This is a genomic window from Oceanospirillum linum (assembly GCF_001995095.2).
Taxonomy (GTDB): Bacteria; Pseudomonadota; Gammaproteobacteria; order Pseudomonadales; family Halomonadaceae; genus Oceanospirillum; species Oceanospirillum linum.
Genome location: NZ_MTSD02000001.1, coordinates 647,220 through 673,944 on the forward strand (window position 1 = coordinate 647,220; position 26,725 = coordinate 673,944).

General features: G+C 46.4%; 33 protein-coding genes and 1 tRNA gene. 11 read left to right on the forward strand and 23 right to left on the reverse strand.

Annotation, left to right across the window (positions count from 1 at the left end; translation table 11 throughout):
- Position 1: 1 nt before the first annotated feature.
- The 10 genes from BTA35_RS03025 to phaR all read right to left on the reverse strand — a co-directional run bounded on the left by BTA35_RS03025 (position 2) and on the right by phaR (position 8,423).
- Entirely contained in the window at positions 2–1,201 is a 1,200-nt protein-coding gene (locus BTA35_RS03025; RefSeq protein WP_077242933.1) for an acetate/propionate family kinase, read from the reverse strand.
- 39 nt (positions 1,202–1,240) lie between these two features.
- Complete coding sequence (locus BTA35_RS03030; RefSeq protein WP_077243363.1) at positions 1,241–2,215, reverse strand: bifunctional enoyl-CoA hydratase/phosphate acetyltransferase; 975 nt, start codon at positions 2,213–2,215, stop codon at positions 1,241–1,243.
- A 196-nt stretch (positions 2,216–2,411) separates the two neighbouring features.
- Positions 2,412–2,753, reverse strand: coding sequence for a histidine triad nucleotide-binding protein (locus BTA35_RS03035; RefSeq protein WP_077242934.1), 342 nt, complete (start codon positions 2,751–2,753; stop codon positions 2,412–2,414).
- Positions 2,754–2,860: 107 nt separating this feature from the next.
- Positions 2,861–3,073 (reverse strand): hypothetical protein, encoded by a 213-nt coding sequence (locus BTA35_RS03040; RefSeq protein ID WP_077242935.1) that lies wholly within the window; start codon positions 3,071–3,073, stop codon positions 2,861–2,863.
- 69 nt (positions 3,074–3,142) lie between these two features.
- Complete coding sequence (locus BTA35_RS03045; protein WP_077242936.1) at positions 3,143–4,042, reverse strand: methyl-accepting chemotaxis protein; 900 nt, start codon at positions 4,040–4,042, stop codon at positions 3,143–3,145.
- 157 nt (positions 4,043–4,199) lie between these two features.
- Positions 4,200–5,072 (reverse strand): phosphoribulokinase, encoded by an 873-nt coding sequence (locus tag BTA35_RS03050; protein WP_077242937.1) that lies wholly within the window; start codon positions 5,070–5,072, stop codon positions 4,200–4,202.
- A gap of 9 nt (positions 5,073–5,081) precedes the next feature.
- Positions 5,082–5,528 carry an acyl-CoA thioesterase gene (locus BTA35_RS03055; protein WP_077242938.1) on the reverse strand — a complete coding sequence of 149 codons (447 nt, stop codon included), beginning with the start codon at positions 5,526–5,528 and terminating at the stop codon, positions 5,082–5,084.
- A gap of 263 nt (positions 5,529–5,791) precedes the next feature.
- The gene (gene purD, locus BTA35_RS03060) at positions 5,792–7,084 is read right to left on the reverse strand and encodes a phosphoribosylamine--glycine ligase (protein ID WP_077242939.1); all 1,293 of its coding nucleotides are present in this window, start codon (positions 7,082–7,084) and stop codon (positions 5,792–5,794) included.
- Positions 7,085–7,413: 329 nt separating this feature from the next.
- Complete coding sequence (locus tag BTA35_RS03065) at positions 7,414–7,770, reverse strand: hypothetical protein (protein WP_077242941.1); 357 nt, start codon at positions 7,768–7,770, stop codon at positions 7,414–7,416.
- A 203-nt stretch (positions 7,771–7,973) separates the two neighbouring features.
- Positions 7,974–8,423, reverse strand: a complete 450-nt coding sequence (phaR, locus tag BTA35_RS03070; RefSeq protein WP_077242942.1) for a polyhydroxyalkanoate synthesis repressor PhaR — start codon at positions 8,421–8,423, stop codon at positions 7,974–7,976.
- Positions 8,424–8,765: 342 nt separating this feature from the next.
- On the opposite strand from phaR, the gene BTA35_RS03075 reads away from it, so the two are divergent.
- Positions 8,766–9,143 carry a hypothetical protein gene (locus BTA35_RS03075; protein WP_077242943.1) on the forward strand — a complete coding sequence of 126 codons (378 nt, stop codon included), beginning with the start codon at positions 8,766–8,768 and terminating at the stop codon, positions 9,141–9,143.
- Between the two features lie 38 nt (positions 9,144–9,181).
- On the opposite strand, the gene BTA35_RS03080 is transcribed toward BTA35_RS03075, so the two are convergent.
- Positions 9,182–9,787, reverse strand: a complete 606-nt coding sequence (locus BTA35_RS03080; protein WP_077242944.1) for a YigZ family protein — start codon at positions 9,785–9,787, stop codon at positions 9,182–9,184.
- A gap of 28 nt (positions 9,788–9,815) precedes the next feature.
- Positions 9,816–10,316 (reverse strand): transcriptional repressor LexA, encoded by a 501-nt coding sequence (lexA, locus tag BTA35_RS03085; RefSeq protein ID WP_077242945.1) that lies wholly within the window; start codon positions 10,314–10,316, stop codon positions 9,816–9,818.
- Between the two features lie 305 nt (positions 10,317–10,621).
- Between lexA and BTA35_RS03090 the strand changes: the two genes are divergently transcribed.
- The gene (locus tag BTA35_RS03090; protein WP_077242946.1) at positions 10,622–11,086 is read left to right on the forward strand and encodes a peroxiredoxin; all 465 of its coding nucleotides are present in this window, start codon (positions 10,622–10,624) and stop codon (positions 11,084–11,086) included.
- 81 nt (positions 11,087–11,167) lie between these two features.
- Here the strand turns inward: BTA35_RS03090 and BTA35_RS03095 are convergent, their stop codons facing one another.
- Both BTA35_RS03095 and BTA35_RS03100 read right to left on the reverse strand, forming a co-directional pair.
- Entirely contained in the window at positions 11,168–12,007 is an 840-nt protein-coding gene (locus BTA35_RS03095) for a CheR family methyltransferase (protein ID WP_077242947.1), read from the reverse strand.
- 77 nt (positions 12,008–12,084) lie between these two features.
- Complete coding sequence (locus tag BTA35_RS03100; RefSeq protein ID WP_077242948.1) at positions 12,085–13,026, reverse strand: chemotaxis protein CheV; 942 nt, start codon at positions 13,024–13,026, stop codon at positions 12,085–12,087.
- Between the two features lie 131 nt (positions 13,027–13,157).
- On the opposite strand from BTA35_RS03100, the gene flgA reads away from it, so the two are divergent.
- From flgA to BTA35_RS03120, 4 genes are all read left to right on the forward strand, one after another.
- Positions 13,158–13,898: a flagellar basal body P-ring formation chaperone FlgA gene (gene flgA, locus BTA35_RS03105; protein ID WP_077242949.1), complete on the forward strand. Its 741-nt coding sequence runs from the start codon at positions 13,158–13,160 to the stop codon at positions 13,896–13,898.
- A gap of 164 nt (positions 13,899–14,062) precedes the next feature.
- The gene (flgM, locus tag BTA35_RS03110; RefSeq protein WP_077242950.1) at positions 14,063–14,371 is read left to right on the forward strand and encodes a flagellar biosynthesis anti-sigma factor FlgM; all 309 of its coding nucleotides are present in this window, start codon (positions 14,063–14,065) and stop codon (positions 14,369–14,371) included.
- Between the two features lie 9 nt (positions 14,372–14,380).
- Positions 14,381–14,869, forward strand: a complete 489-nt coding sequence (locus BTA35_RS03115) for a flagella synthesis protein FlgN (RefSeq protein ID WP_077242951.1) — start codon at positions 14,381–14,383, stop codon at positions 14,867–14,869.
- Positions 14,870–14,899: 30 nt separating this feature from the next.
- Positions 14,900–15,685, forward strand: coding sequence for a flagellar brake protein (locus BTA35_RS03120; RefSeq protein ID WP_077242952.1), 786 nt, complete (start codon positions 14,900–14,902; stop codon positions 15,683–15,685).
- A gap of 8 nt (positions 15,686–15,693) precedes the next feature.
- Here BTA35_RS03120 and BTA35_RS03125 read toward each other — a convergent pair whose 3' ends face one another.
- The 4 genes from BTA35_RS03125 to arsS are packed head-to-tail and all read right to left on the reverse strand — an operon-like array spanning position 15,694 to position 18,051.
- A complete protein-coding gene (locus BTA35_RS03125) occupies positions 15,694–16,326 on the reverse strand; it encodes a TIGR04282 family arsenosugar biosynthesis glycosyltransferase (protein ID WP_077242953.1) in 633 nt (210 codons plus the stop codon).
- Positions 16,299–16,496: a hypothetical protein gene (locus BTA35_RS18770; RefSeq protein WP_338012994.1), complete on the reverse strand. Its 198-nt coding sequence runs from the start codon at positions 16,494–16,496 to the stop codon at positions 16,299–16,301. The genes BTA35_RS03125 and BTA35_RS18770 overlap by 28 nt, the downstream gene beginning before the upstream one ends.
- A gap of 29 nt (positions 16,497–16,525) precedes the next feature.
- The gene (locus BTA35_RS03130; protein ID WP_338012997.1) at positions 16,526–17,071 is read right to left on the reverse strand and encodes a TIGR04283 family arsenosugar biosynthesis glycosyltransferase; all 546 of its coding nucleotides are present in this window, start codon (positions 17,069–17,071) and stop codon (positions 16,526–16,528) included.
- Positions 17,072–17,085: 14 nt separating this feature from the next.
- Positions 17,086–18,051: an arsenosugar biosynthesis radical SAM (seleno)protein ArsS gene (gene arsS, locus BTA35_RS03135; RefSeq protein ID WP_077242954.1), complete on the reverse strand. Its 966-nt coding sequence runs from the start codon at positions 18,049–18,051 to the stop codon at positions 17,086–17,088.
- Between the two features lie 64 nt (positions 18,052–18,115).
- On the opposite strand from arsS, the gene BTA35_RS03140 reads away from it, so the two are divergent.
- The 3 genes from BTA35_RS03140 (at position 18,116) to BTA35_RS03150 (ending at position 20,050) form a co-directional block, all read left to right on the forward strand.
- Positions 18,116–18,192 (forward strand) — tRNA-Arg (locus BTA35_RS03140).
- Positions 18,193–18,716: 524 nt separating this feature from the next.
- The gene (locus tag BTA35_RS03145) at positions 18,717–19,016 is read left to right on the forward strand and encodes a hypothetical protein (RefSeq protein WP_077242955.1); all 300 of its coding nucleotides are present in this window, start codon (positions 18,717–18,719) and stop codon (positions 19,014–19,016) included.
- A 278-nt stretch (positions 19,017–19,294) separates the two neighbouring features.
- Positions 19,295–20,050, forward strand: coding sequence for a hypothetical protein (locus tag BTA35_RS03150; protein ID WP_202931156.1), 756 nt, complete (start codon positions 19,295–19,297; stop codon positions 20,048–20,050).
- A gap of 320 nt (positions 20,051–20,370) precedes the next feature.
- Here the strand turns inward: BTA35_RS03150 and BTA35_RS03155 are convergent, their stop codons facing one another.
- The 3 genes from BTA35_RS03155 to BTA35_RS03165 form a co-directional block, all read right to left on the reverse strand.
- Positions 20,371–20,790 carry an ArsR/SmtB family transcription factor gene (locus BTA35_RS03155; RefSeq protein ID WP_077242956.1) on the reverse strand — a complete coding sequence of 140 codons (420 nt, stop codon included), beginning with the start codon at positions 20,788–20,790 and terminating at the stop codon, positions 20,371–20,373.
- A complete protein-coding gene (locus BTA35_RS03160; protein ID WP_077242957.1) occupies positions 20,783–21,040 on the reverse strand; it encodes a hypothetical protein in 258 nt (85 codons plus the stop codon). Before BTA35_RS03160 ends, BTA35_RS03155 begins: the two co-directional genes overlap by 8 nt.
- Positions 21,041–21,126: 86 nt before the next feature.
- Positions 21,127–22,185: a permease gene (locus BTA35_RS03165; RefSeq protein ID WP_077242958.1), complete on the reverse strand. Its 1,059-nt coding sequence runs from the start codon at positions 22,183–22,185 to the stop codon at positions 21,127–21,129.
- 360 nt (positions 22,186–22,545) lie between these two features.
- Between BTA35_RS03165 and BTA35_RS03170 the strand changes: the two genes are divergently transcribed.
- On the forward strand, positions 22,546–23,556 hold the full coding sequence (locus tag BTA35_RS03170) for a sensor domain-containing diguanylate cyclase (protein ID WP_077242959.1): 1,011 nt from the start codon (positions 22,546–22,548) through the stop codon (positions 23,554–23,556).
- A 15-nt stretch (positions 23,557–23,571) separates the two neighbouring features.
- On the opposite strand, the gene BTA35_RS03175 is transcribed toward BTA35_RS03170, so the two are convergent.
- Both BTA35_RS03175 and BTA35_RS03180 read right to left on the reverse strand, forming a co-directional pair.
- Positions 23,572–24,657, reverse strand: a complete 1,086-nt coding sequence (locus BTA35_RS03175) for an AI-2E family transporter (RefSeq protein WP_202931157.1) — start codon at positions 24,655–24,657, stop codon at positions 23,572–23,574.
- An 8-nt stretch (positions 24,658–24,665) separates the two neighbouring features.
- Positions 24,666–24,902, reverse strand: coding sequence for a sulfurtransferase TusA family protein (locus BTA35_RS03180; protein WP_077242960.1), 237 nt, complete (start codon positions 24,900–24,902; stop codon positions 24,666–24,668).
- Positions 24,903–25,206: 304 nt separating this feature from the next.
- Here BTA35_RS03180 and BTA35_RS03185 point away from each other — a divergent pair, with 304 nt between their 5' ends.
- The gene (locus BTA35_RS03185; protein WP_077242961.1) at positions 25,207–26,709 is read left to right on the forward strand and encodes a M48 family metalloprotease; all 1,503 of its coding nucleotides are present in this window, start codon (positions 25,207–25,209) and stop codon (positions 26,707–26,709) included.
- Positions 26,710–26,725: the final 16 nt, after the last annotated feature.

Here is a 26,725-nt window from a genome sequence, read left to right on the forward strand (position 1 = left end):
GTTAGCGCAACAGATAAGACGTGTGCCGGGCAATCATCAACTCTTCATTCGTTGGGATAGCAAACACCTTTACTTTGCTGTCATCAGCACTGATCAGGTACTCATTTGCCATGTTGCGCTCAGGGTCCAGTTTCATTCCTAACCACTCGTTCTGATGAGCCACCAAAGCTCGCACCTCGGCATCATTTTCACCCACACCACCGGTAAAAACGAAAGAATCAACGCCCCCCATCGAAGCAACAAGAGAGCCTGTTTCACGGGCGATTCGATATACAAACATATCAATAGCCTCATGGGCATGCCCTGACCCATTTTTATGCAGCGTCAACATATCACTACTAATACCTGAGACTCCCAGCCAACCGCTTTTTTTGTAAAGCAAACTCTCAATAGCATCAGCATCCATCTTGTGCTCACGCATAAGATACAAGAGAACACCGGGATCAATCTGGCCACAACGACTCCCCATCGGCAGACCATCAAGAGCAGTAAACCCCATGGTTGAAGCCAGGCTTTCCCCGTTCTCAATGGCGCACATACTGGCACCAGCACCAAGGTGAGCAACAACCAACCGCCCCTGAGCAAGGTCACTATCCAGTTGGGCCAGTTTATTATGGATATACTGATAGGAAAGGCCGTGGAAGCCATACCGCCGAACCCCTTCCCGGGTCAGCGTCCGTGGAATGGCAAAATTACGGGCAACATCGGGAATAGTACTGTGAAACGCCGTGTCAAAGCAGGCAACCTGAGGCAAACCAGGTAACAGGTCCTGGCATACCCGAATCAGTTTCAGATTATAGGGCTGATGCAAAGGAGCCAATGGAATCAGAGTCTCAAGTTTATTAAGCACGTCATCCGTAACCACAACGGGCTCAGAATAAAAATCACCTCCGTGCACAACCCGATGACCAACCTGAGTGACTTTAAACTTAGTATTACGCTCTAGCCAGCTCATCACCACTGAAAGCGCCTGGTGGTGCGCCTGACTATGCGCTACATCCAGCTCTTCTGCGGAAAGATCCATCTTATCCACCAAAATACCATCAGTCTTTTCACTATGGTCATAGATTTCAAGATGAGCCGGGCCTGCTAAATTTGCAACTTTCACCCGGAAGTGCTGACGAACCTCACCGGCATCCTCATCAAAAATTGAACATTTCAGGCTGGATGAGCCAGCATTAACAATCAAAATAGAGTTCATGTATTTATATTCCGTTTACAACTGACAACCGGCACCCTTTTAAAGAGTGAGTCCCTGCTTATGAGCAACCAATGATGCCACTGCACAGGAACTTAAGCGTTCCAGTGGTTTCGCTGCCCGGCTGGTCAGTATCACCGGAACCTTAGCCCCCAGGACAATACCAGCTGACTTAGCTCCAGCCAGATACTGCAGTTGTTTCGCCAGAATATTACCTGCCTCCAGATCCGGCACCAAAAGAATATCAACATCACCACTGACATCAGAATCAAGCCCTTTATCCCGCGCGGCCTCTTTTGAGATTGCATTATCGAATGCCAGAGGGCCATCCAGAAGTCCACCGGTGATCTGCTTACGATCAGACATTTTACAGAGCGCTGCCGCATCCAATGTGCTCTGCATTCCGGGTTTTACCTTCTCCACTGCCGCCAGAATGGCCACCTTAGGCTGTTCAATTCCTAAGGCATGGGCACAGTTAATCGCATTCTGAGTAATATCCTTCTTGGTCATCAGGTCAGGATCCACATTAATAGCAGCATCTGTCACTATCAGGGTTTTGTGGTAACTGGGGACATCCATTACAAAGACATGGCTCAGGCGAAACTCGGTACGCAAACCTGCTTTCTTATTAATAATGGCTGCCAACAATTCAGAAGACCCCAGACTCCCTTTCATCAGGGCCTGTACCTCACCTTTACCGGCCATTTCTGCCGCAAGCTCGGCGGACTCATGACTATGGGCTGTTGGCACTATCGTATACTTGCTCAGATCAACACCACACTCCTGTGCCACAGCATGAATTCTGGCTTCAGGCCCCACCAGGTAGGGAATAATCAACCCTTCTTCAGCAGCCTCTATAGCCCCAAGAAGACTGTTTGCGTCACCAGGATGCACGACAGCAGTGGTAATGGGCTCATAAGTTTTAGCTTGCTCCAGAAAAGCATTGAGCTGTTCATGATGGTGATCTTCTACCTTGGGCGCGCCTGGCACCAATATTTCGCGAATAACCTGATCCATAATGCTTTGTTCCTCCATCAATACTGAAGTCTGACAGGCTTCCCGCCTGAACTCAGTATCCCTACTGAATATGACGTTTTACTGATTTCCAGTAAAAACGGCCCTTCCAACATGACGCATGAGTCAAATCAAAATTCTTACAATTTATTTCATCCAACGAAAAACGGGTGTCTTGCGACACCCGTTTGGCAGTAACTTAACCTGGAGGCCAGGCCATTCCCCTGCCTCCAAGAAGGTGCATATGAATATGGTAAACCGTTTGCCCACCATCTTCATTACAGTTCATAACCACCCGATAACCATCATCCGCAATGCCAACTTCTTTGGCAATCTTCTGAGCTGTAAACTGAAGGCGGCCAACCAGAGCGCAATCCTCTTCGGTCAAGTCATTCAATGTAGAGATATGACGCTTGGGAATAATCAGAATATGCGTGGGAGCCTGAGGGGCAATATCACGAAAAGCGATAACATCGTCGTCTTCGAAAACGATATCAGCGGGAATCTCCCGGGCAACTAACTTACAAAACAGACAATCCATAGTATCTTCCGCTTAAGCTGGTAGTAGGTATACTCTTGTTCTTAAAAGAGCATTGTAAACCTCAGCCTGACCGCTTCCTAGTCCAGTACGACTTATGGCTGAGCAGGTCAGGAAGCCCGATAACGCTGAACTCTATCCTGTAACCCTGAAATCGCCTCAAAAAGAGACTTTGAGGCTTGCTCTGCTGCGCAGGCATCCTGCTGAGTTTCAGAAACCATTAGCTGCAATGACTGCATCTGAGTCACTACTTTTTCTGCAGAATCGCTATAAGCATTGGCAGTACGGCTGATATCTGAATTCATTTCGGCAATATCAATCACCGCCTGAGTAATGCTCTCCAGTGCTTCACCGGTCTCTTTTATCTGATCAACACTGGACTGGGCACTGCTTTACCCATGACTCATTGCAGCTACCGCGTCCCTTGATTGCCCTTGCAAACGGTCAATCATACCGTGAATATCTTCCGTCGCCTGACGGGAGCGACTTGCCAAAGTGCGTACTTCATCAGCCACCACAGCAAAACCGCGCCCTTGCTCACCGGCCCGGGCCGCTTCAATCGCCGCATTGAGTGCCAACAGGTTGGTTTGCTCTGCAATACCTTCGATGATGTCCAGCACCTCGCCAATATTCTCTGCCTCACGGGCCAGCCCATGAAGAGTATTACTGACAGTATTCACATCCTCAATCAGCTGGCTAATCCCGGTAATACCTTGCTGAACAACAGTGTTGCCATTTCGGGCATCTTTTTCTGTATGCTGAGCAACACCGGCTGTCGACTGTGCATGAGATGCAATACTTACAACTGCATCCGCCATACTGGCAACAGTCTCATTGATGTGGGCAAGACTCTGATTTTGATTTTCCACATCAGCACGGGTACGCTCGGTTTGGCGATTAAGCGCCTGCATCGAGGTCTGGATAATATCACCACTGGCCTGAATCGCTTCTACCAGCTCCCGCTGGTTCTGATTCATCTGATTAAAATACTGAATAATCTCGCCAAAAACATCATCACTCTGAACCGTACACTGCTGGCTCAGGTCTCCGGCAGCAGCGATCCGAAATACCTGCGCAAGCTGTTCCAGCCGGCTCAGAACCAAGCGTCTGAACAACCAGTAGTTAAAAAGCCCGATGATCAACCCCACACTGAGGCATCCCGGAACAAACCAGGATTGCCCTCCCTCATGCAAAGCCAGGCTACTCTGAGCAAAGAGAGAGAAAGCCCCTCCTATAAGTAGGCCAGCCCCAATAAAGGAGTAAAGTAGCCGCTGCTGAATACTTTGCGTCATGCAACTGTCCTCTGCTCAGGTGTGCGCCGCTTCAATTTAGATGACTTAATAATGCGGCAATAAAAAACCTCCGTCAAAGGAGGTCTTATCATTATTATCTGTTATTTGCAGCAGATCACAGATACAGGTCGAAAGTAAATCAAAAACCAGAGACCTGCTAACGAAAACGCCTGTTTTCCAATAACTCATGGATCCGTGGAGTCAAAATCAACTCCATCGCTAAACTCATTTTTCCTCCGGGTATCACCAATGTATCCGGGCGGGTCATAAAAGAGTCTTTCACCATTGCCAACAGATAAGGAAAGTCCGTGGATAAGCGATCTTTAAAGCGAATAATAACCATGCTCTCGTCATTGGACGGGACATCCTGCAAAGCCAGAGGATTGGAAGTATCCACCGTCGGAATGCGCTGAAAGTTGATATGAGTGCGGCTGAACTGAGGTAAAATATACTGCATATAATCTGACATACGGCTTTGAATCGTATCGATTACCGCCTCTTGAGAATAGCCTCTGAGGTTAGTATCCCGTTCAATTTTCTGAATCCATTCAAGATTGATCGTTGGGGCGACCCCTACCAGTAAATCTACATACTGAGCAATGTTAAACTCATCCGTAACAAGTCCGCCATGCAGCCCTTCATAAAGCAGAAGATCAGTCCCTTCCGGCAGCTCAGTCCAGGGCGTAAATGTCCCTACCCGAAACCCCAGCTCCAGCATCTCTGTATCTTCCGCATGGATATAGTGACGGTAAATACCCGTGCCGTTATCCGCATAAGAGCCAAACAGCCGATCCAGCTCATCCAACATATTTGCTTCAACAGCAAAGTGGCTAAGGGATTTTTTGCGCTCAGGGGCTTCCAGTAATATCTTGTTCATTTCCTCACGGGAATAGCGGTGAAAACTGTCGCCATGGACAAACGCCGCTTCAATTTTTTCCCGGTTGAACATACGCTCAAAGGCATCTTTAATTGTCGTAGTGCCTGCGCCGGAAGACCCTGTTACCGCAATGATCGGATACTCTCTAGACATACTCGTCCCTTAGGAATTACCTGAGTTGGCCAGAGATACCATTTTCTTGAAGGCTTCAGGTACATTTACTGCAGCCCGTACCTGATAATCAAAAAATACGATACCCGTTTTTGCCAGTGCTACCAGACCGCCATCAGATGTCTTGGTCACCCGATAAATAAGGTCTGCCCCTTTGCGGGATAGCTCATCCACTGCAATCTCAATAATCAGTGTGTCGGGATAAAAAACTTCTGCCCGATAACTGATTGCAAGATCAGCAACCACAATGCCGACACCCTCTATATCAATCTCTTTATGTCCATGTGCGATGAACATTTTGGATCTCGCCTCATGTATCAGAGAGATCAGGGTGTCATGGGCCAGGTGGTTACCGTAGTTCATATCGGTAATACGCAGCTCGATTGTCTGAGTATGTAATGGATTAGCTTCCGGGTATTCAATGCGGATCCGGGCCATGATACAGCTCCTAATTTTGTTATTTTTAACCACGGGGTTAGCGACCTTGCGACAGAAAATAAACTTCCTGCCCGCATCATCAGCCAACGGCTGTCATCACTACTTTCACCGGTTAAGGCCAGATAATCTGTAAATCCGGGAAATACTTAAACCGAAAATGGGAAGGCATTGATGACAAACGATGGAAACAGACCGAAAAAGCCGGAGGGTTACTCCGGCCTTGTCAGATCTATGAAGGCTTATTCAGGCTAAACCTGAAAAAATTACGCTTCACCCTGCTCACGGGCGATGGCACGATAACCGATATCCGTACGGTAGAAAGAGCCCTTCCAGCTAATGCCTTCTGCTAGTTTGTAGGCGTTGGCCTGAGCTTCACTAACCGTATGACCTAAAGCTGTCGCACACAGAACACGGCCTCCACTGGTCGCAACCTGACCATCAACCAGTTGTGTACCTGCATGGAATACCTTCATACCATCCTGCTCTAATTCAGGCAGACCGGAAATCAAGTCACCTTTATCATAACTGCCGGGGTAGCCCCCTGCAGCCAAAACCACACCCAAAGCCCGACGCTCATCCCACTCAGCGGTGATTGTATCCAGCGATTCATCAATCGCCGCCTGACATAACCCCACTAAGTCGGACTTCAGGCGCAACATAATAGGCTGAGTTTCCGGATCACCAAAGCGGCAGTTATATTCAATAACCTTAGGCGTACCATCAGCCATAATCATCAGCCCGGCATACAGGAAGCCAGTATAATCATTACCTTCAGCGGCCATTCCTTCAACAGTCGGCATAATGACATCTGCCATCACCCGGTCATGAATTTCAGGTGTCACAACCGGAGCCGGAGAGTACGCTCCCATACCACCAGTATTAGGACCGGTATCTTTGTTGCCCACACGCTTATGATCCTGACTGGTCGCCATTGGCAGAACGTTTTTGCCATCAACCATCACAATAAAGCTAGCTTCTTCACCGTCCAGGAACTCTTCAATAACCACACGGCTACCTGCGTCGCCAAAAGCGTTGCCAGCAAGCATATCTTTAACCGCATCTTCAGCTTCCTGCAGTGTCATCGCAACAATAACACCTTTGCCTGCGGCCAGACCGTCGGCCTTGATTACGATAGGCGCACCTTTTTCTTTCAGGTAGGCCAGAGCAGGCTCAATCTCAGTAAAGTTCTGATATTCAGCAGTAGGGATTTTCTGGCGAGCCAGAAAATCTTTCGTAAAGGCTTTAGAGCCTTCCAGTTGAGCCGCGCCTTTAGATGGACCAAAAATACGCAGGCCTTCATCACGGAAACGATCGACAACACCCTCAACCAGCGGGGCTTCAGGGCCAACAATGGTCAGGCCAATATTGTTGGCTTTGGCAAAGGCCACCAAACCATCAAAGTCCAGCACGTCCAGAGCAACATTTTCCAGCTTAGGTTCAATAGCTGTCCCTGCATTACCCGGCGCAACAAATACCTGTGTTACGGATTCTGACTGTGCTGCTTTCCAGGCCAATGCGTGCTCACGACCGCCACTACCGATGATTAAAACCTTCATCTTTGCCTCATCTCACTGTAAATATTGATGTGCTAAACCGAACTGAATGTCCCGTTTGCTAAAAAATTGGAGGGCATTATCGCAAAAAAAGCGGCAAAGTGGGAGAAACTTCCCTATACCCCCAAGGGGAATCGTCAACTGAGAAGTAAAGTCTAGGGTGAAATTTGGATACTCTGACCCAAGAAACAAAATAAAAGAAAAAACTAATAAACCCAAAAAAGCCCCAGCAAGGGGCTTAACTTACTTTTATCTGAAAGAGGGAGGAAAAAGCAGACAAAAGCAAAAACTGACTATATCAGGCCTACGGCCAGACAGGGAGCAACCTATGTTTAGCGTGTAAAGGCAGTATTGACCTTTTCTGTCATCAACTCACGAGCCTCACCCATAAGGTCCAGGACTGAAAGGTACTGACTGCTGGCCTTAACCTGTTGATCGCAAAAAAAGCTGTAATGGGCCTCTGCGGCGACAACAGGGTCTGTTTTCGACATCATATCCATCATATGTTTACTGAACTGACTCACGGAATCACTGATATACCGGCTTTGCTGATGAACCAGTTTTTCCGCAATTTTTGCTTCAGAGGAAGCCAAATCCCCCATGACTTCAGCCGGCTTCCAATTCGCTGACTCTGACAAGCTTTTAAATGTTTTCTGCAGATCGGATGACCATTGATCGAATAAGCTCATAACGCCTCCATACCGAGTACCCGGTAGTTTTATTGCACCGCAACATTCAGTATCAATATAGTGCAGCGCACAATAAGCTGTCAAACATATTTATTCGCTACCGCAGCATTCATGCGAATGCATGATTGATCAATAACTCACCGCCGCCCTCAAGGTAAAAAAAACCAACCTGACGGCTGGTTTTCTCTTAATAAGGCAACAGACTACTCATCATCTTTAGGAGGCTTGTTCGGCTGAAAACTTTGCCAAAGTTTCATATTTTGCTCAGCAACTCTGCGCATCAACTCCATTGGAGTCGCGGTCATCGCTGTTTGCATCTGCTCACGTAAAGCTTTCTGCTGCTCGAGGAAAGTGTTAATACTCTCCTCGAGGTAATTGCTCATCGTGCCCTGCATACTGTCGCCATAAAAACGGATCAGCTGCTGCAGCACTTGATTACTGAACATAGGATTACCGCCAGCGGTATGCCCGTTCTCCTGATCGGTAATAATCTGCAGCAAAATATTGCGGGTTAAGTCTTCGCCACTTTTAGAGTCTTCCACCCGAAACTCTTCCTTGTTAATCACCAAAAGCTTGATATCTTCAAGGGTGACGTAACGGCTTTCTGACGTGTCGTATAGACGGCGGTTGGCGTATTTTCTGATAACTCGCAAAATTATGACTCTCTCTTCCGGCCTAATGATTGGCTCTTCTCGCCTGCAATATCTATTGTAATCGGTTTAAATGGCTGCACAATGACCCAGTCGTGTTGTTCTGTAAACATCTTGCGAGAAAATTACTTTACCAGACTTATTTTCATAGACCTTGATCAGGCTCATAAAATTTATGCTGCACAACAGGATAACCACTATGCTTAACATGCAAGGGAGGAGTACTGTCACAAAAATATCACACCACTGACTTATTCTCCTTGGAGCCATCAGTACCTGATCGGACAATACCCTTGAACAGGCACTTGAGACTTCGTTTCTGACGTGACAAACAGGAAGAAAAATATGTTTCTGAAGGTTCGTAAAAACTGCGGCATCTACATGCAAAACAATGAAAGCGGTAAAAAAGTTATCGCCCCGGTATCAAGCCACTTTTACATAAACCTGAACCTGGTGACCGAAATATCATCGTATAGCCTGAAAGACCCAAAGGAGAAACAATTGCTGGATGGCAATACGCTGCCTATCCCACCAGGCTCTCGGGTTTTGCACTTCACCATGAGCAGTAATTTCAGCAGCTCTAAAGAAAAAATCAAAGGAGAAGATGGCAAACGGGCCCTTTTTGAAAAGATGTTCTACACGCTGTTTTTTTTGCCCGACAACTATGTCGAGTTTGAACGCCTGAAAAATGCTATTGATCAAAGTACGTTAAATCGGGACTAAGTATTTAAAGCTAATTTTCGACAGCAGATACGGGGCGCTTAATCTAGGACCTTAAAGCGGATTCGCCCCTGACCTGATTGCTGCAACCTTTCAGCTAACAGGTCAGGCTCTTCAACTTCCGCCGTTAACGAAACGAACTGACTGTACTGACAATCAACTTTACGTGCCGAAAGCTCCTTCAGCCAGTGCCGGATATCCGACTCAAAAGCATAGTCAGCCTCAATCTCCACGGCATAATGTGGTCGAACCTCCTCTGTATCCAAGGCGTCCAGGACCATTTGAGTCGCCTGTGAATAAGCCTTTACCAAACCACCGGTGCCCAGTTTAATCCCGCCGAAGTAGCGTACAATCACAACCACTATCTCGCCCAGGCCACTATGCATCAACACATTAAACATTGGTTTTCCGGCTGTACCTGAAGGCTCTCCATCATCGCTCATACCATAGCACTGACTATTGTTCGGCGCTCCGGCAATAAACGCCGTGCAGTGATGCCGGGCATCAGGAAATTCATCCTTCACCGACTGAATAAATGCCTGGCACTCCGCCGTATCAGATACTGGAGCGGCAATAGAAATAAAGCGGCTGCGTTTAATTTCAAGCTCTGTACGGGCTTCACCGGCAGGTTTGTGATAGATACTCATTCGTCCACGCTTCACTCGAATAAAAGCTTTATTGTAACGAATGAGAGCGCTTCAGACCCATAACAATTCCTAACACCTGCACATCTTCATTTTTGAGTGTGATGGGGGACATGCTACTGTTGGCCGGGTCAAGCCTGACACCAGTACGGTCGATATAAAGACGTTTGAGTGTGACATACTGGTTATTGATCATCACAACGCAGGTCTCACCATTTTCAACAGTTTGGCTCTGTTCAATCACAATGATGTCACCATCATGGATATTGGCTTCTACCATTGAATTCCCACGAACTTTCAACGCATAAGTATTCTTTTTAACCAACTGCTTAGGCACTTGTATCTGTTCATGGTTCTCACAGATCTCCATAGGCATGCCCGCAGTCACCCAACCTAAAAGCGGGATCTCACTGAATAAATTGGGGGCAATATCGCCATCATAAACCGCATCCTGCCAAAGCAGATTGTGATTCTGACTATCGATCGCCCGCAACAAAAAAAGAGTTTCATGCTTCTGTTTGCCTGTATCCATAACCGCTCTCTTTATTGGCCTATGGTGCCTGGCACCAAATCTATATATTTATACAGTATTCTATACAGGTAAAAAACTTTTTTTAGCCAGGAAATTAAAGATGTTGCAGGGCAAACAGAGCCCCCTGAAACAGAAACAGATGAAAAGAGTTTATCTTTACGAGAGAGTCCCGGGGCAAACTTCGCCTGAAGCGGAACCAAACTACAATCAACCGTGCATAAACGGCATAATAGTTTCAATAACCAGCGGCTGTTTCATCAGATAAAACAGCTTTTGATAAGCTCTTAAAGCCTTAGGATCAAACGATGACTGTAGAACTGAACCAACCCGTACCCGATTTCACCGCAGAAGCTACGAGTGATGTAACCGTTACCCTGACAGAATTGAAAGGCAAAAATGTCATCATCTACTTTTACCCGAAAGATAATACGCCAGGCTGCACCAACGAAGGCAAAGATTTCCGGGACTTCTATACCGACTTCTCCGCAGCCAATACCGTCATTTTTGGTGTCTCAAGGGACAGCATACGCGTTCATACAAACTTTAAAGCTAAGCATGAGTTTCCCTTTGAACTGATCTCAGACCCTGAGGAAACGCTCTGCAGACACTTTGACGTCATTAAACTAAAGAAGAATTACGGTCGTGAATATATGGGGATTGAGCGCAGCACATTTTTAATTAATGCTGAAGGGGTATTAGTTCAGGAGTGGCGCAAGGTAAAGGTAAAGGGTCATGTGGAAGAGGTGCTTGAAGCAGTCCGTGCACTTTAAATAGGCGTCAGTCATTCCAGATAGAGACAAAAGATCCCGCTGAAAGCGGGATCTCTTTTTGTGACAGGAATAACCAAAAGACTATTTCGCGCGATAAATAATCCCTGGACGACACTGCACCATTTCATAAAGTTCCGGCATATTACTCAATGCCTCAGAAGCCCCCAGAAACAGATAACCACCGGGTTTAAGAACACCATGGATGCGGGTAAGAATATCTTTCTTAAGATCCGCTGAAAAATAGATGAGTACATTACGGCAGAAAACGATATCAAACTTGCCCAGCATCGAATAGCTATGCAGAAGATTCATTGGCCGGAAATCAACTCGCTGTTTAATCGGTGCTTTCACGGCCCAACGACCATCCCCGGTCTGCAGGAAAAACTTCGTCAAACGATCCTGAGAAAGGCCACGGCCAAGGGCCAGCATTTCGTATTCACCGCTTCGGGCAGAATTCAGAACCGTAGAGGAGATATCCGTGGCGACAATACGCTCACCTGCACGGAATGAGCCTGGATTTCTTTGCTTAAACTCATCCAGCACCATGCTAATGGAGTAGGGTTCCTGGCCTGTTGAACAAGCAGCAGACCAGATTTTTAGCTGCTGAGCACCCAACGTTTTACTCAGTTCAGGCAGCAACTGATTCTGCAGGATATTAAATGGATGAATATCACGAAACCACAGAGTCTCATTGGTCGTCATCGCATCAACAACCGCTTCTTTCAGTCCCGAGCGAGGGTTCGAGGTAATCGCCTTAATGAGTTCACCAAGAGTGGTCATTCCATGCTGAGCCATGATCTTATTCAGACGACTGGTGACAAGGTATTGCTTGTTATCACCCAGCAAAATGCCACAAGCATCCTGAAGAAACTTGCGAAAGGCATTGTAGTCTTTGATATCAATGGTTCTGACTGTTGACATTCTATGAACTCACTCAAACAGCGTTACGTTTCTAACAGCTTATCACAAATTAGCAAAAGACAAGTCTTTATCTATTGTTAAGCTGGCTCAACCTGCTGCAACGAATTGATTCTGTTAACAACTTTTCGGGCCAACTCATCAGCGTCATATTTTGCCAAAAAGTCATTTGCACCTACTTTTTTAACCATGGCCTCATTAAAGATACCGCTTAAAGAGGTGTGCAACAGTATCTGTATACGACTCAGATCAGGATCAGATCTTATCTCTGTTGTCAGAGTATACCCGTCCATTTCAGGCATCTCGATATCAGAAATGATCATCAGTACTTCGTCTTCCACTTCTTTACCGGAATCAGCAATACTTCTCAGATATCTGAGCGCCTCAAGGCCGTTTGTCAGACCCGTTGTCTGTACCCCTACCTCATCCAGACAACGAATCACCTGGTTTCGGGCAACACCAGAGTCATCCACAACCACAACATGATACTTAGACGAAATCAACTTCAGGGTATCATCAACAACACCTTTACTGACACGCTCATTCACTGGATGCACTTTAGAGATAACCTTCTCAACATCAATGATCTCAATCATGGTTCCGTTAAGTTCAGTTACCGCAGTCAGATAATTATCTTTACCTGTTGCCTTAGGAGGTGGATGAACATCCTTCCAGTTGAGGTTAACGATTTTATCAACCTTAGATACGAGAAACCCCTGAGTGACACGATTGTACTCAGTAACAATCACAACACTGTCGTCCAGACTCTTAACCGGTGGCAGGCCGATGGCCATCCCCAGGTCAACCACCGAAATTGTTTCACCACGAATACTGGCTACGCCACGAACAATCGCCCCATGATGTGGCAGGTTCGTCAGTTGAGGACAAGGAAGAATCTCCTTAACTTTAAATACATTGATACCATAACTCTGGCGCCCCCTGAGATGAAACAGGAGCAGCTCCATACGGTTACCACCAACAAGTTGCGCCCGCTCTGCAAGGCGGCCTGCTTGCTCATTCATAAAGTCATCCGCTGATAGGAATTCAATTCAGAATGTGTAGACTACCCTTTTATAGATCTGTGGTGAACTGGGGATTTCCCCTTCTTGGATAGTTTAACAATTTCCTACACGATAATTACGAGGCAGTTACATTGGTTTTTTTCCGCTCTATCAGCAACAGCCTAACTCAGACAGGAATTATACGATTTATCGTATGCTCGTTACTGGTCTGGATCACGCCTCCGCTGAGCATTGCTGCAGACCTAGAAACTAAAGAAAGCCTTCAGGCAGCTGTTACCGCCTACCTGAAACCTAAACTGGACGCACTTAACACCAGTCGCATCAATATTGATGTCGGCAGCATTGACCCCCGCCTACGCCTGAAAAAATGCCCGGAACCCCTGGAGCTTGACCAGCTGGGAAACAAAAGCCTGTCAGGCAAAGTCAATATTCGCGTACGCTGCCCATCGGCCAGCTGGGGTATTTTTATTCCCGTTGATATCCAGATCTTTGAACCGGTTGTCATTAGTCGTGTATCTCTTCCCCGTGGCTCAGTTATAAGTCGCGAGCTGCTTGCACTTCGGGAAGTTGAAAGCTCCTCACTCAATTATAGCTACTTCAGAGATATTGATCAGGTAGCAGGTACAGAAGTTGTTCGACCCATCCAGGCGAACAGCGTCATTTTTACCAACATGGTTCAGGCTGCAGATGCTATCCGCAAAGGTGATGATGTAATTATTAAAGCCCAGGTTGGCGGCCTCAGTGTTCGCATCAAAGGCCAGGCACTGCAGGATGGAGCTCTGGGTGAACAAATTCAGGTGCGAAATACACAATCCAGACGTATAATCAGAGCCGTGGTTACAGGGCCAGGTCATGTGCTTGTCCCTATGTAGACGGAAGAATTACCTTTGGAAGATCCTTTTCTGAATGTGAATCTCAGATATTTTGCATTTTTTGTTATACTTGCCTGTAAATCCGTTAATTTTTATTAAAGCTTTCAGAAGAAGTGCCGATAACCAATCCAAGTTATTGATATTTCTCAAAGAGGTCAGTCAAAATGGCTATCGATCTTAACAGCCTGTCCAGCAGCTTAGCAGGGAATCGCGTTCGTACTTCCGGACAGACTTCCGAAAAAAATGAGGTCTCTAAAAATGAGGCTCATTCTGCTGCTTCACAGACAAGCACCAAGAGCGACAGCGTACAGCTGAGTGATGAGGCTCTTCGCCTGAACAGCCGTGCACAGTCTGCTCCCGACATTGATGAAAGCAAAGTAAATGCTATTCAGTCTTCTATCGAAGATGGCACTTACAAAATTGACTATCAGGCACTGGCAAAAAGTATTATTCAGTTTGAAAATAAACTGTAAGGTCAGCCCGTGAGTGAAGCCCTTTCACAAACAGTCAAAAAGCACCTGCTTAACAGCATTCAACATATGAAAGCTGTTAAGCAGTGCATCGAAAATGAAAAAGAAGCACTGAAGATCCGTGATATTAAACAGATTCAAATGATTACGCTTGAGAAGCAGAAACTTCTCAATCAGGTTGAAGCTGATATCAATGATCGACAGGAACTTCTGACGTCCCAAAATCTTGAACTCGATGATGAGAGCATGCTTGCGCTTATTGCCGGTTTTCCTGAAAAAGTGTCAGCCTCACTATCTCAAGGGTGGCAGCAACTTATTTCGTTGCATGACGATGTTAAAGAAATCAACCAGGCAAACGGCATGATCATCAATAAAGGTTTGCAACAAGTCGATGCTATGCTGAGTATTCTTCAATACAATACTGAAGCACGAACTGCACGAACCTATAACGCCAAGGGTCGTTCCATCGCTCAATCATCACGTGATCTCGGCCAGGCCTGAGTCAATTTTTAGCATGTACAGGGTTTCTTTATGACTGGCACTGTTGATTCAGATACCGAAGCCAAGCCACAGGCAACGGCACAAAGAGAGGATAACCGGAAACACCTGGTTACCCGCCAAGCCAGTATTTTTGCTGTACTCCGATCATTACAAAAGCATCGCTCCCCTCTTACCATTGTTTTTCAGGGCCACAACAAGCAGAGCTTTACCAGTATTGTTCTGAAAGTTGACCTGGAAGAAGGCTATTTCATTCTGGATGAAATAGCACCGCCAAGCGGCCATAAAAGAGCCCTGGAAGGCGGTGTTTTCAGTATTCAGGCAAATGATAAGGGTGTGCAGGTTGCATTCGGCAACAACACCGTTGTTGGTGCCGGACGTAATGAAGGAGCCGCTATCTATAAAGTATCAATGCCTAAACAGCTACTTTATAAACAGCGTCGTGATGCCTATCGTGCTCATATTGCAATTGCCGATCAGGAAGATATTAAACTTACGTCCTATAAGCGCCAAAAACCTCTGGTTGGGAAAATTATTGATATCTCTTCTACTGGCTGTAAAGTTGAATTCCCGTATCTGGTAGAGCCAGCCTTTGAGGATATGGAAGTATTTGATGAGGTCAGTTTTGATCTGCCAGAATCCGAGCTTGATACGTCAGTACTCTGCGCAGCAGAAGCTCGACGGGCCGTTTATTTTGAAGATAAAAAAACAACGCAATGCGGTTTCCAGTTTCTGAATCCCGACGGACGCAACCAGAGAGAGATTGATCGTTTTGTTGCCTATCTGCAGCGTGAAGCACGCCGCAAAGGTCTCGAATAGAGCCGATATCAGGCGATTTTCTCCTGCCAACGGCGCCAGCGGGATACATCTTCAGGGTAATCCACATCCCAAAGCTCCGGTAACAGCCCCACTTGTAAGCCTAAAGACGCAGCATTTGACAATGTTTCTGACAGAACCGTTTTGGTTCCCCAATTAACCTGGTCAAACAAAGCATCCGGCAGTCTGTGATTACAACCAATTAATACATAGCCCCCATCTTCTGCCGGGTTTAGAACTAAATGGCACTCGTTATCCAGTGCGGAAAAAGCATTCTCAATAATCACCGGAGAAATAGCCGGGCAATCACTACCAACCAAAATAACCTGCTCAAACTCTTCAAGCCCCTTATTAAGGGCTGCCAGCATTTTCTGACCGAGATCACCTTCAACCTGCTGAATAAGAGTAAAACCCTGAGTTTCAAAAGGAGCCAGAAACGGATGCTCCAGATTACCTGCAATATGCAACTGCCGCGCCTCAGCCTCTGAAGACAGCAAGGCTTCAGCGGTAACTGAGACCAGCTCACAATGCAGGTCAACGGTTTCAGCCGGCTTAAAGCCACCTAACAATCGTGTTTTTACCTTTCCTTCCACCGGCTCTTTAGCAAACTGAATAATTAGCCGTCTTCTTTCTGAACCTTGCATAAAGCATCACCTGTATCGATATCAGAGAGGTTTTCGGAAGAAACGTCCTGCACTCTGACACCTGATTTCAATTCATAGTCGGGATAATAGGAGGCAGCAAGAGTTTCAGCCGGAGTACCCAGAAAATAAGCCAGGCGAAACTGCCACATAAGAAAAATAGTACGCCACACCCCTTTACTCTGCCAACGCCGGGAAGAGGTCAGTACTTTGTCCTTGATACAGACCGGTGAAGCTTTTTTTTCAGCCTCACGCTAAGCTCAATATCTTCCATCAGGGGCTGCAATGGAAAGCCATTAACCTGATCAAAAAGGTCTCGACTGACAAAAATGCTCTGATCCCCAGTAGCGATGCCTGTTACGCGTGACCGAATATTCATCAAACCAGCGATCACCGGAAACATCCAATGACCCGGAGAGAGGCAAACATCAAAGCGCCCCCAGCAGGATCGCGCCCCCAGAGAAGATAAAGTACAAACAGCAGAATCAGGCAGTATTGTATCGACATGCTGAAACAACAGCATATTACCCTTTGCCACAGCAGCCCCTGCATTCATCTGCTGCGCACGACCAGCAGCGGACACCAGCACCCGATCAACCCAGGGAGCAGCAAGGCTGAGGGTAGAATCAGTACTCCCCCCATCCACCAAAATCAACTCATGACCAGATTCACGAAAAGGCTGTAAATGCCTGAGAAAAGACTCAACATTATCCGCCTCATTCAGAACAGGAATAATCACACTAATCATATCGGTCAAATCTGCTAATCACCTAGAGCGCCACCACAGCTACTCCCCTGTCCAGCAGTACAGCCATAGCAATGTTCACCAATGAAAACCTCATCGCCCTCCAGGTCTTCATTTAAAAGATCCGCCAGGTATGTTTCCTTTCGATCCGAAGCAATCAAAGGCATATCCAACATCTGATTAAAATCACAGTCATAAACCCGCCCCTGCCAGTCAATACTGACCAGACTGCGGCACATCAGCCCCGCAAGGTTTTGCTCAGAGAAGTTATCCTTCAGCAACTGCATATAGTCAGCAAACTGACCCTTAGAAAGCAGCATACTACCAAAACGACTAATCGGCATATTCGTGATTGTCAGTAATTCATTGAAAACAATGCCATGGGATTCTTTCAACTCGCGCTGATAATCAGCCTGTAAACCGGCTTGTGCAGGGGGCAGAAAAGGCCCACCGGGGTTATAAACAAGGTTCAGGCTCAGGCCGCTCCCAGGCATGCCAAAGCCCAAATCATTAAGTTTCTGCAGTGCAATAATGCTCTCAGCAAATACCCCTTTGCCCCTTTGCTGCTCCACATTCTGCTCAGAGTAACAAGGCAAGGATGCGGTAACCACTACCTTTTGATCCGCCAAAAACTGCGCCAAATCCTCATAGCCAGGCTCATTCAGAATGGTCAGGTTGCAGCGATCAATCACCTCAACACCACGCTTACGGGCCTCTGTGACCAGATAGCGAAATTCAGGATTCATTTCCGGAGCACCACCGGTCAGATCCAGCACCCTGATTCCCTGACGATCTATAAACTCAAGTACCTGATCAATGGATTCACGGCTCATCAGCTCAGTTCTTTTCGGCCCTGCATTCACATGACAATGCACACAGCTCAAATTGCACAGATAACCCAAATTAACCTGCAGGATAGAAAGTTTCCCCCGGAAAATTCTTGGGAAATCAGTCTCTTCCAGAAGGGGGCGGGTATCAAGCATGATAGATCCTCAGTTTGGTTTTTTTGTTAGAACTCATTATAATGTCAGCACTTTCAAAGTCAGTGCCTCAATAGCTCAGCTGGATAGAGCGTCCCCCTCCTAAGGGGAAGGTCGTAGGTTCGAATCCTACTTGGGGCACCAATCAAATCAAAGACTTACAGGCAAACAGGTGTTTTGCTACATCTCTAATTTTGCCTCATCCTCAACGCTATCCCCAACAAATTGCAGAACTCGCAATCACTCAATATACGCGCCAGCCATCAAGACAGATTCAGCAAAATTTAAAAATCGTCTCGGGATCATTTTACCTGCTGCGTTTTGCTGTACTGCGTACTCGGTACAGCTCTATGATTTGCACCAGCTCTCAGGTAAGCGTGATCTGTTTAACGATTTCTGCTGTGGTCATCATGACCGTAACTGTCCCCCCTTATTTTGAGGGGGTTTTTACTCTCGTTTTGAGGGTATTACCCTTGTTTTGAGAGTGTTTTGTCGTTGGCCTTTACGTTGCTGGTTGATCGGCTCCGGGCTGATCTGGTGGGGGCTTGGGGGCTCGCACTGTTTTGGCACTGCAATAAAACAAGCCGAACCCATTGGTTTTACTAAGAGTAAAAGGTTATCGTAGCTTCTCTGATGCTTAGCAATGGAAATATAACCTAGGAGTAAATATGAACAGCATCTCAGCAGAAGATTTACAAACCGTCACTTGTTCTAAAATAGGCTTAGACTCGGATGATTTGCTACAAATGGCTAATGAGCTGTGGCGATCATTTGAGCCTGAAAAAGTGGATAAAAATGATTTCATCAAGAAATTTAGAGAAGTACTTAAGGATGAAGATGGTTCACTGGAGCTTGTTCAGCCAGCGGCTCTTTTTAGAGCAATCCATAGGAGATTGATAGACAGCGGCATCCATAATTGGAATAGATCCCACTCAGAAAATTTTTCTTATTTCTCACGTAAAAAATAGCTTTAAGGGTGCGATCATTCAGATTATGTAAACCTCAGACTTTCAACCTGCCCCTGCCGTGCTGTTCGCCCAGAATAGAGGGAATGCCTTTGGCATACTGCCTTGGAAGTCTGAAACTCCAGAGAAGATGATGTGAATGCGTAACAGAAAATTTTAGAAAACATCAAAAAAACTGGTTGGCTTGAACAGTTATTACCGTTCATCATCTAACCATCTCGAAAAGCTCAGAATAAAGCTTATCAATTAGTTTTATAATCTAAAATTGCATAGAGGGAAGTATGCTTAAATCAACGTCGAAGTCTGCCTATGGCGAAGGGACATTACTTGGTTTAATTAAGTTTTTCAGTAAGGAAGAACATTATCTGGCATTCCAAGCTGGGATGTCCCTTTTTAGACCCCCTCACTATTACAGAAGCCTAGACACTCCGGGTAGAGGCGACCGTTATGATTCATGTCTTGGATATTGGAATAGATCGCTTGGAGACACCCTACCAGAATTGATCGATCAAAATAGCTTCCCATTAGAGATTGATCTTAAAAATGCTGAAAGCCTTCTTATCCATCCAGTAGAAGAAAAACACGACTCTTGGGTTCAATGCTGGTCAGCTATCGGCTCTCACAATGAGTTTGAAAACTCCTTAGAGAGAATGATAAACGAATTTGGTAAATACTTTGTCATTCTCCCTCCCCAAAATATCGAAGCCTACGCAAAGATCATGGGATGCAGTCGATATGGCTTAGTTAATTACTCTAGTGATCCCCTTAAGCGCTCCTTAATCACCAAAGACTCAAGCTTCAGTTACCAAAAAGAGTTCCGCTTCTTTGTCGGTCAGTGTGCGAAAGAAGAAGTCACAGATAAACTGATTAAAGACTCAAGTATCAAGAGCCTGCTGTGTGCAAATGCTACGACAATAAAATTATCCTGCCCAAGTACTGGCAAGGATTACTTCTTTTCTCAAGGTCAAGAAAAGATCATTATACGACCAAGAATAGCCACACCACCAATAACCCAGTTTTTACGTGACAATGATTAACTCATTGTCCCTAATATAACTTCAGCAGTGTCGGCACTGTAAAACCGCTCTATAATGCGGGTTTGACTGGGGTCCTGCTGACGACGCTAAAGCATCGAAATTTAGCCAAACTCCAGGGTTCTGCATCTCCGTTGCATTGAATACCCTCTTTTTTGCTGCTCCTCTATTGAGTTACCGCCCAAAGAAATGACAGATCCACAGCAGATTTCAAAAATACTCCGACGACTGCCCATAAACAAAAAAACCCAAACCGGCAATCGCTGATCTGGGCTTCTCTTTTATTCACTGATCTATATTGGCGTAACAGCCACAACTGAAACCTATTTATCACTCTCTGCGACAGCAGGGTCAGCAATTCTTCTCAGCCATTCTTCACTGTTTGGGCCAATAACACACTCATTATTTTCCCGCATGGCTAAACGCAGAACACAGCGGGAAGAGACTTCAGCAAAATTACTTTCAGGGAGTGTACGTACCGACTCAACCAGGGCGATCCAATGAGGCTGCTGCTGTTCTGCCAAGGTGTAATAAACCCACTTGCCGCTTTTTTGCTGAGTCAGCAAACCGGATTTATATAACATTTTCAGGTTTCGGGACACGTTATACTGCGTCTCTCCGGTAACATCCATCGCCTCTGCAACAGTCACTCGCTGATCAACATGGATAAGTAACCAAAAAAGACGCAATCTATGCGGTTCTGCAAGAGCTTTTAAAGCATCTATATATTGTTCATTATTCATCAATTCTGCTTTTTTTCTTTAGGCTTACGGCCATTATAGCGACTCCGATCAGGAAAACGATACCCGAATGGGTCCCATGAAAAATAAGCGTTGATCGATCTGCTCCGGATAAAAAGTAGTACCAGAAAATCGGGCAAAAAATGCCAAGCAAGGCGATCTGGCGACCTGCTTTAGTCTGCTCAGACAGGTCACCTCCTTTAATAAGGATCTGAATAATCTGATAGATATAGTGATAGGCACACCATTTCATCAGTTTTCCTGCAGATCTCTTTAGGCTACATACCGTCTTTTCTGTTTTTAACATACAACCTCCGGAGCAGAGTCAGGCTAACGCCCCTAGATTACATACTGAAAGAGAAGGCCACCGATAATCGCGGTAGTTAACACAATCATCACGAAAGCGACAACGGCCTTTGGTTTAAGTACAGCAGATACCAATGCAATCTCAGGCAAACTGGCCCCTGTTCCGCCAATAATAAGCGCCATAGCAGGCCCCATACCCATACCTTTAACAATCAGTACATTAAGCAGCGGGATCGCCATTTCAATACGCAGATACAGGGGAACCCCAATGACAGCCGCGATAATGATAGATAGTACATTGTCACCACCAACGTATTTCTCCACCAGTTCCGACGACAAATAAGCTGCCGATAAGCCACTGATTAATGCGCCAAGCAAAACATAAGGCATGATTTTTTTAAATAACGCCATGGCAAAGCGAAGTGCATTCTGAGCTTTGCTTGACTCAGCACCGGCAGGAGCTGATCCGCATATAGCCGTAGAGTGAGCACCACATAGATCCACTGCTGCTGCATCATTGGCTACTGTAGCCATAGGTTGAGCTTCACAGGCCGATACCGGTTGAGCACCACAATCTGATACAGGCTTAACATCACCACAGCCTGAAACCGGAGCCGCTGCGGAACAGGTAGGTGCTGCCTTTCCGCCCTCCAACTCATCCCCGCGTTTTATCTCATTTCTCCAGGGTGTTTTGGTAATAAACCAGCCACCAACAACAGCCGCAATAAATGTGATCGCAAGATATATCGAGGTTACTTTTAACCCGAAAGTGGCATATATCATCGCCAACACAACAAAGTTACATAAAGGTGCTGAGATCAAAAAACTCAGCACGGTTCCCAGAGAAACCCCCATGGTCGCCATTCCCATTGTGACCGGCACAACGGAGGCACTGCAAAACGGAGTTAACATCCCAATCAGGGCACCAATCAGCGGCCCTTGTTTCTCATGTTTTGTCAGTTTCTGCTGTAGCTTATCCTGGGGTATATATTCCCGCATAAAGCCTGTTAAAACAGAAACCGCTGCAATCACAATGGCAAGTGCGCCACCAACATGCAGAAATTCATTTAGTGCAATCGTAAGTTTGTCCATGCTCTCCCAACCATCTTATTCAGTTGTTAAACGTCGAATTATGGAGGCAATATATTCATAAAAGCACAATCATGCAAGTATGTATTTTGTAAAACACCGAGATCCACCATGGAGATTGCAGATTTTACCGGCATTTTTATGCGACAATATGAATAAAGCTTTCTGCAGAAAAGGATTCTCGTGTCAAAGCAGCGTATATTCCGAACGCCCCCACTCAGATGTCTGACCACAGGATTGCTCTATCTCATCTGTGCTAACTTAGCTTTCCCAGTCTCGACAGCACTAGCAGAAAGCATAGCGGTTTCAGGCCCTGATACCGTAAAAGAAGCGCCTTCTGTTTATCAGGCATATCTGCATTGGATGTTTTTTGTTACAGCTCTGATTGTAGTGGTGGTTTACTGGAACCGCCGCCTCTCTGCGGAGATTGAGACCCGAAAAACGGCCAATCATCTGGCACAGTCCTATCTGGAAATCATCAATCGCTACGTAATCACTTCACGTACCGACCTCAACGGCATCATTATTGATGTCAGCAAGGCCTTCTGTGATATTTCCGGCTATTCCCGGGATGAATTAATCGGCCATCGTCATGGAGTTATTCGTCATCCACAAACGGATAACAAAGTCTATCAGGAGCTTTGGGAAACATTAGGTCAAGGCAGAAGCTGGACTGGAGAGATGTGTAACCGCCGCAAGGATGGCACCACTTACTGGGTATCAGCGACTATAGCTGCGGACTACGACCAGCACGGGAAAAAGATCGGCTATATAGCGGTTCATCAGGATATAACCGATCACAGAATTGTTCGTGAGCTTTCTCTGCGAGACCCGTTGACCGGCCTGTACAACCGGCGACATTTTAATGAACTGTTTGATAAATTCCTGTCATGCAAATTACATTATGAGTCTCAGGCTGGACTGATTTTAGTTGATATTGACCACTTTAAAAAATTCAATGATACCTACGGACATCAAAAAGGAGATACAGCCCTGGCTCAGGTTGCCTTCTGTCTTGAAGAGATCTGTATCCGCCTGAATAAAGAGGCACCCTCAGCTCAGGCCCATGCTTTTCGTTTAGGTGGTGAAGAGTTTGCCCTTCTTGCTTTACTGGATGAGAAAAAAACGGAAGACGCCGCGGAAATGATTCGCCAGCAGGTATTTGACCTACAGCTTGAGCACGTGAACAATGAGGATTTCGGCGTGATGACCTGCTCTCTTGGCAGCTATAGTTTCAGGGTCAATTCCGAGCATAGCAACGAGGTCGATGAGCTGTTCCGCATCGCTGACCAGGCACTTTACCGGGCAAAAGAACAAGGCCGGAATCAGTGCCAGTCCGCTAATAATCAAACCGCAGATATTGAGCTATTCTGAAAAAGTGCTCTGCTATCAGAGCACCTCTTTTTCTGGCTCAGAAGCATCCACAGCCCGGGGCCAGGCATAAAGAATTGCCTTAAGCAGTGTTGCCAATGGAATTGCAAAAAAGATCCCCCAAAACCCCCAGATACCACCAAAAGCCAGTACTGCCACAATAATCGCTACCGGGTGTAGATTCACGGCTTCAGAGAACAGTAAAGGAACCAGTACATTGCCATCCAGCGCCTGAATAACGCCGTAAACCATCAGCATATAGAAGAATGTATCGTTCAGGCCAAACTGAAACATGCCAATCAATACCACAGGTACTGTTACTACGGCAGCGCCAATGTAAGGGACTAATACAGACAAGCCAACTAATACAGCCAAGAGAGCAGAATACTGCACGCCAAAGGAGATTAACCCGATGTAGGTAGCAACGCCCACAATCGCAATCTCAATAAACTTCCCCCGAATATAGTTCGCTAACTGCTGATCCATTTCCCGCCAGATACCGGTCATAAAAACCCTTTTTTCCGGCAGATGGCTGACAAACCAGTTGATCAGAAGATCTCTGTCCTTCAACAAAAAGAAGACCAAAATCGGTACCAGAACCAGATAAATCATCAAACCAAACAGGTTCGGCACAGAAGAGAGTGAAAGCGATACCAGCTTCTGCCCCACCAGACCAATCTCACCGGCAGCAACACCAATTAGCTCCTGCATCTGCCCCTGACTGATCAAATTAGGATACTGCTCCGGCAACAGAAGTAGCAGTTGCTGCCCGGCAGCCAGCATCCCGGGAAGTTCATCAATCAGGGTCATTAGCTGTCGCCAGACCAGAGGGAAAACCACCAGAACCAAAGCTGAAAGCAGGCTGACGAAAATAAGAAACACGAGAACGACAGCCAGCTGAAAAGGTACACGCACCTCTTCAAGCTTTCTTACAATTCCTGCTAACAGATAAGCTAAAACAACACTGGACAGAAAAGGTGCCAGCATGGCCCCCATAAAAATCACAATACTGAAACCGCCAATCAGCAGCAGAAAGAAAATGACCGCTTCTTCATCCGAAAAATATCTCTGAGCCCAATAGCGGGCCACATCCTTCATTGCCATGGCGCTACCTATTCCCCTTTGCGGATACAGTATATAAATTCATCACCCTGTTGTTCCCGATCAAGTAATTCGTGGGGGCTCTGGCGGATAAAAACATCGAAGTCATCCCATGATCCGGCATCGGTCGCCACAACCCTCACAACATCACCTACTGCCATAGAATTAAGTACTAACTTCGCCTTCAGCAGTGGCATCGGGCAGTGCAGGCCTTTAGTGTCCAGTTCTTGGTCGATTGCGTATGCCATCTATTTCCTCGGATTAACTCACTGTTTTTATGGGATTGAATCAGACAAAAATCAACGACTGATTAAAGGGGATGTCAGCATAAAGTGCAAGATAAAAGCCAAAACAGCCCTCCCTCTGCCGGCCGTATAGTTTACCTTATCTGTGCATCTGCTTTTGGATCAGAAACTGATGCTTTATCCTGTTGTCTCAGCAACAGGCAGTACAGCGACAGAATGCTCTCTCGGTTAAATATTTACTTGCTCTCAAGGTAACAGAGTTTCAGACACAGCTGCTGTTTTTCATGACTCACAACAGGGATTCAATGTGCCTCTCTTATCAACATCATCCCGAATCATATCTTTCGGACAATACGGGCTGAAATTTGTTCGGACCGCCACCACAGCCCTGCTGCTGGTAATATCGTCCTTACTGACCCCTTCTGTAATTGCTGACACAGATAAACTGCCAAGTATCGGCAGCGATCAGCCTGATCGGCTGACAATGCATCAGGAGTACAGGTTAGGGCGGGCATGGCTACGTCAGTATCGCGCTGCCAGCCCTGTGATCTATGATCCTATCATGCAAAATTACCTGGAAACTCTGGTCAATAAGCTGGCTGTAGAGGCAGAACTTTATGAGCGCCGCTTAAATCTTATTGCGATCAATGCCAAAACAATTAATGCCTTTGCTGTACCCGGGGGAGTCATAGGGGTTCACAGTGCACTGCTACTGAAAGCCAAAGATGAAGATATGGTCGCATCAGTACTCGCCCATGAATTGGCACACCTTAGCCAACGCCATTACGCCAGACGAAAAGACAATGCTGAAGGTCAGCAACTCTCTCTGCTGACCGCCATGCTGACGGGACTGGTATTGAGTGCGAACGGGCACAGCCAGGCTGGCGTGGCAGCTATTGCCAGCTCTCAGGCCGCAGCCATTCAAAGCCAACTTCAATTCAGCCGACTCCATGAACAGGAAGCCGATGCGGTAGGCTTTCGTGTGCTGAAAGATGCCGGTTTTGACAGTAGTGGCATGGCGCGTATGTTTGAGCTGCTGCAGGCAGAGGCCCGCACGAACGGAGGCAGTGCACCGGAATTTTTACTGACTCACCCGCTGACTCAAAGTCGAATCGCCTTTGCAAAGGAGCGCGAGATAAAAGATGGTACCGAAGCCTTTTACAGCAACCTTGAGTTTCAGTTGATCAGGGTTCGTGCAATGCTGCAGCAAACCCCGATTAAAGAACGTCCTGTAGTGCTGACCGCATTGTTAAAAAGCGTATCAGATAGCATAAAAGAGCCCGTCAAACTCTACGCTGATATTCTGAGTGCCCTTGACCAAGACAAAACCCAAAAAGCCCGGGAGCTTACAGAGCAACTGGCCCTACAGCCGGACCACCTCTACTTTCGCCTGCTCACCGCCAGAGTTTTAGTCATGACAGGTCAAAGTGATCAGGCATTCAGTCTGCTTAAGACACAGCTTAAAGAAACACCTGATAATATGGCAGTCAAAGCTTTTACCGCCCAGACTTATCTGAACGCAGGACAAACACCCCAGGCGATGGAGGCCTTTAAGAAACTCAGTCGGGAGCGCCCGGAAGACCCCTGGGTTTGGCAACAATTGGCAAAAACCGCTGCGGATGGTAAAGATCTGCTGACCGTTTATAAAGCCAATGCGGAGTATCATCAGCTAACCGGCGATATTCCTCAGGGCATTAAAGAGTTGAAGTTAGCCCGGGAGTACGCCAGTAATGATCCTATCGAATTCGCCCGTATCGACCATCGCATTAAAGATCTGGAAAAGCTATTTAAAGAGCTGAACTTTCAATAACTAAAAAACCCGATAT

What these genes read in the sequence shown, in the direction of transcription:
- BTA35_RS03055 (WP_077242938.1), bottom strand. Translation starts at nt 5,528, where the DNA reads ATGGCCCGGATCCGCATTGAATACCCGGAAGCTAATCCATTACATACT.
- BTA35_RS03130 (WP_338012997.1), bottom strand. Translation starts at nt 17,071, where the DNA reads ATGATTAGTGTGATTATTCCTGTTCTGAATGAGGCGGATAATGTTGAG.
- BTA35_RS03090 (WP_077242946.1), top strand. Translation starts at nt 10,622, where the DNA reads ATGACTGTAGAACTGAACCAACCCGTACCCGATTTCACCGCAGAAGCT.
- arsS (WP_077242954.1), bottom strand. Translation starts at nt 18,051, where the DNA reads ATGCTTGATACCCGCCCCCTTCTGGAAGAGACTGATTTCCCAAGAATT.
- purD (WP_077242939.1), bottom strand. Translation starts at nt 7,084, where the DNA reads ATGAAGGTTTTAATCATCGGTAGTGGCGGTCGTGAGCACGCATTGGCC.
- BTA35_RS03165 (WP_077242958.1), bottom strand. Translation starts at nt 22,185, where the DNA reads ATGGACAAACTTACGATTGCACTAAATGAATTTCTGCATGTTGGTGGC.
- BTA35_RS03180 (WP_077242960.1), bottom strand. Translation starts at nt 24,902, where the DNA reads ATGGCATACGCAATCGACCAAGAACTGGACACTAAAGGCCTGCACTGC.
- BTA35_RS03025 (WP_077242933.1), bottom strand. Translation starts at nt 1,201, where the DNA reads ATGAACTCTATTTTGATTGTTAATGCTGGCTCATCCAGCCTGAAATGT.
- BTA35_RS03075 (WP_077242943.1), top strand. Translation starts at nt 8,766, where the DNA reads ATGTTTCTGAAGGTTCGTAAAAACTGCGGCATCTACATGCAAAACAAT.
- BTA35_RS03035 (WP_077242934.1), bottom strand. Translation starts at nt 2,753, where the DNA reads ATGGATTGTCTGTTTTGTAAGTTAGTTGCCCGGGAGATTCCCGCTGAT.
- BTA35_RS03045 (WP_077242936.1), bottom strand. Translation starts at nt 4,042, where the DNA reads ATGACGCAAAGTATTCAGCAGCGGCTACTTTACTCCTTTATTGGGGCT.
- BTA35_RS03150 (WP_202931156.1), top strand. Translation starts at nt 19,295, where the DNA reads ATGCTTAAATCAACGTCGAAGTCTGCCTATGGCGAAGGGACATTACTT.
- BTA35_RS03145 (WP_077242955.1), top strand. Translation starts at nt 18,717, where the DNA reads ATGAACAGCATCTCAGCAGAAGATTTACAAACCGTCACTTGTTCTAAA.
- BTA35_RS03030 (WP_077243363.1), bottom strand. Translation starts at nt 2,215, where the DNA reads ATGGATCAGGTTATTCGCGAAATATTGGTGCCAGGCGCGCCCAAGGTA.
- BTA35_RS03155 (WP_077242956.1), bottom strand. Translation starts at nt 20,790, where the DNA reads ATGAATAATGAACAATATATAGATGCTTTAAAAGCTCTTGCAGAACCG.
- BTA35_RS03120 (WP_077242952.1), top strand. Translation starts at nt 14,900, where the DNA reads ATGACTGGCACTGTTGATTCAGATACCGAAGCCAAGCCACAGGCAACG.
- BTA35_RS03095 (WP_077242947.1), bottom strand. Translation starts at nt 12,007, where the DNA reads ATGTCAACAGTCAGAACCATTGATATCAAAGACTACAATGCCTTTCGC.
- BTA35_RS03170 (WP_077242959.1), top strand. Translation starts at nt 22,546, where the DNA reads ATGTTTTTTGTTACAGCTCTGATTGTAGTGGTGGTTTACTGGAACCGC.
- BTA35_RS03100 (WP_077242948.1), bottom strand. Translation starts at nt 13,026, where the DNA reads ATGAATGAGCAAGCAGGCCGCCTTGCAGAGCGGGCGCAACTTGTTGGT.
- BTA35_RS03080 (WP_077242944.1), bottom strand. Translation starts at nt 9,787, where the DNA reads ATGAGTATCTATCACAAACCTGCCGGTGAAGCCCGTACAGAGCTTGAA.
- BTA35_RS03065 (WP_077242941.1), bottom strand. Translation starts at nt 7,770, where the DNA reads ATGAGCTTATTCGATCAATGGTCATCCGATCTGCAGAAAACATTTAAA.
- BTA35_RS03125 (WP_077242953.1), bottom strand. Translation starts at nt 16,326, where the DNA reads ATGCAAGGTTCAGAAAGAAGACGGCTAATTATTCAGTTTGCTAAAGAG.
- flgM (WP_077242950.1), top strand. Translation starts at nt 14,063, where the DNA reads ATGGCTATCGATCTTAACAGCCTGTCCAGCAGCTTAGCAGGGAATCGC.
- BTA35_RS03175 (WP_202931157.1), bottom strand. Translation starts at nt 24,657, where the DNA reads ATGGCAATGAAGGATGTGGCCCGCTATTGGGCTCAGAGATATTTTTCG.
- BTA35_RS03050 (WP_077242937.1), bottom strand. Translation starts at nt 5,072, where the DNA reads ATGTCTAGAGAGTATCCGATCATTGCGGTAACAGGGTCTTCCGGCGCA.
- lexA (WP_077242945.1), bottom strand. Translation starts at nt 10,316, where the DNA reads ATGGATACAGGCAAACAGAAGCATGAAACTCTTTTTTTGTTGCGGGCG.
- BTA35_RS03160 (WP_077242957.1), bottom strand. Translation starts at nt 21,040, where the DNA reads ATGAAATGGTGTGCCTATCACTATATCTATCAGATTATTCAGATCCTT.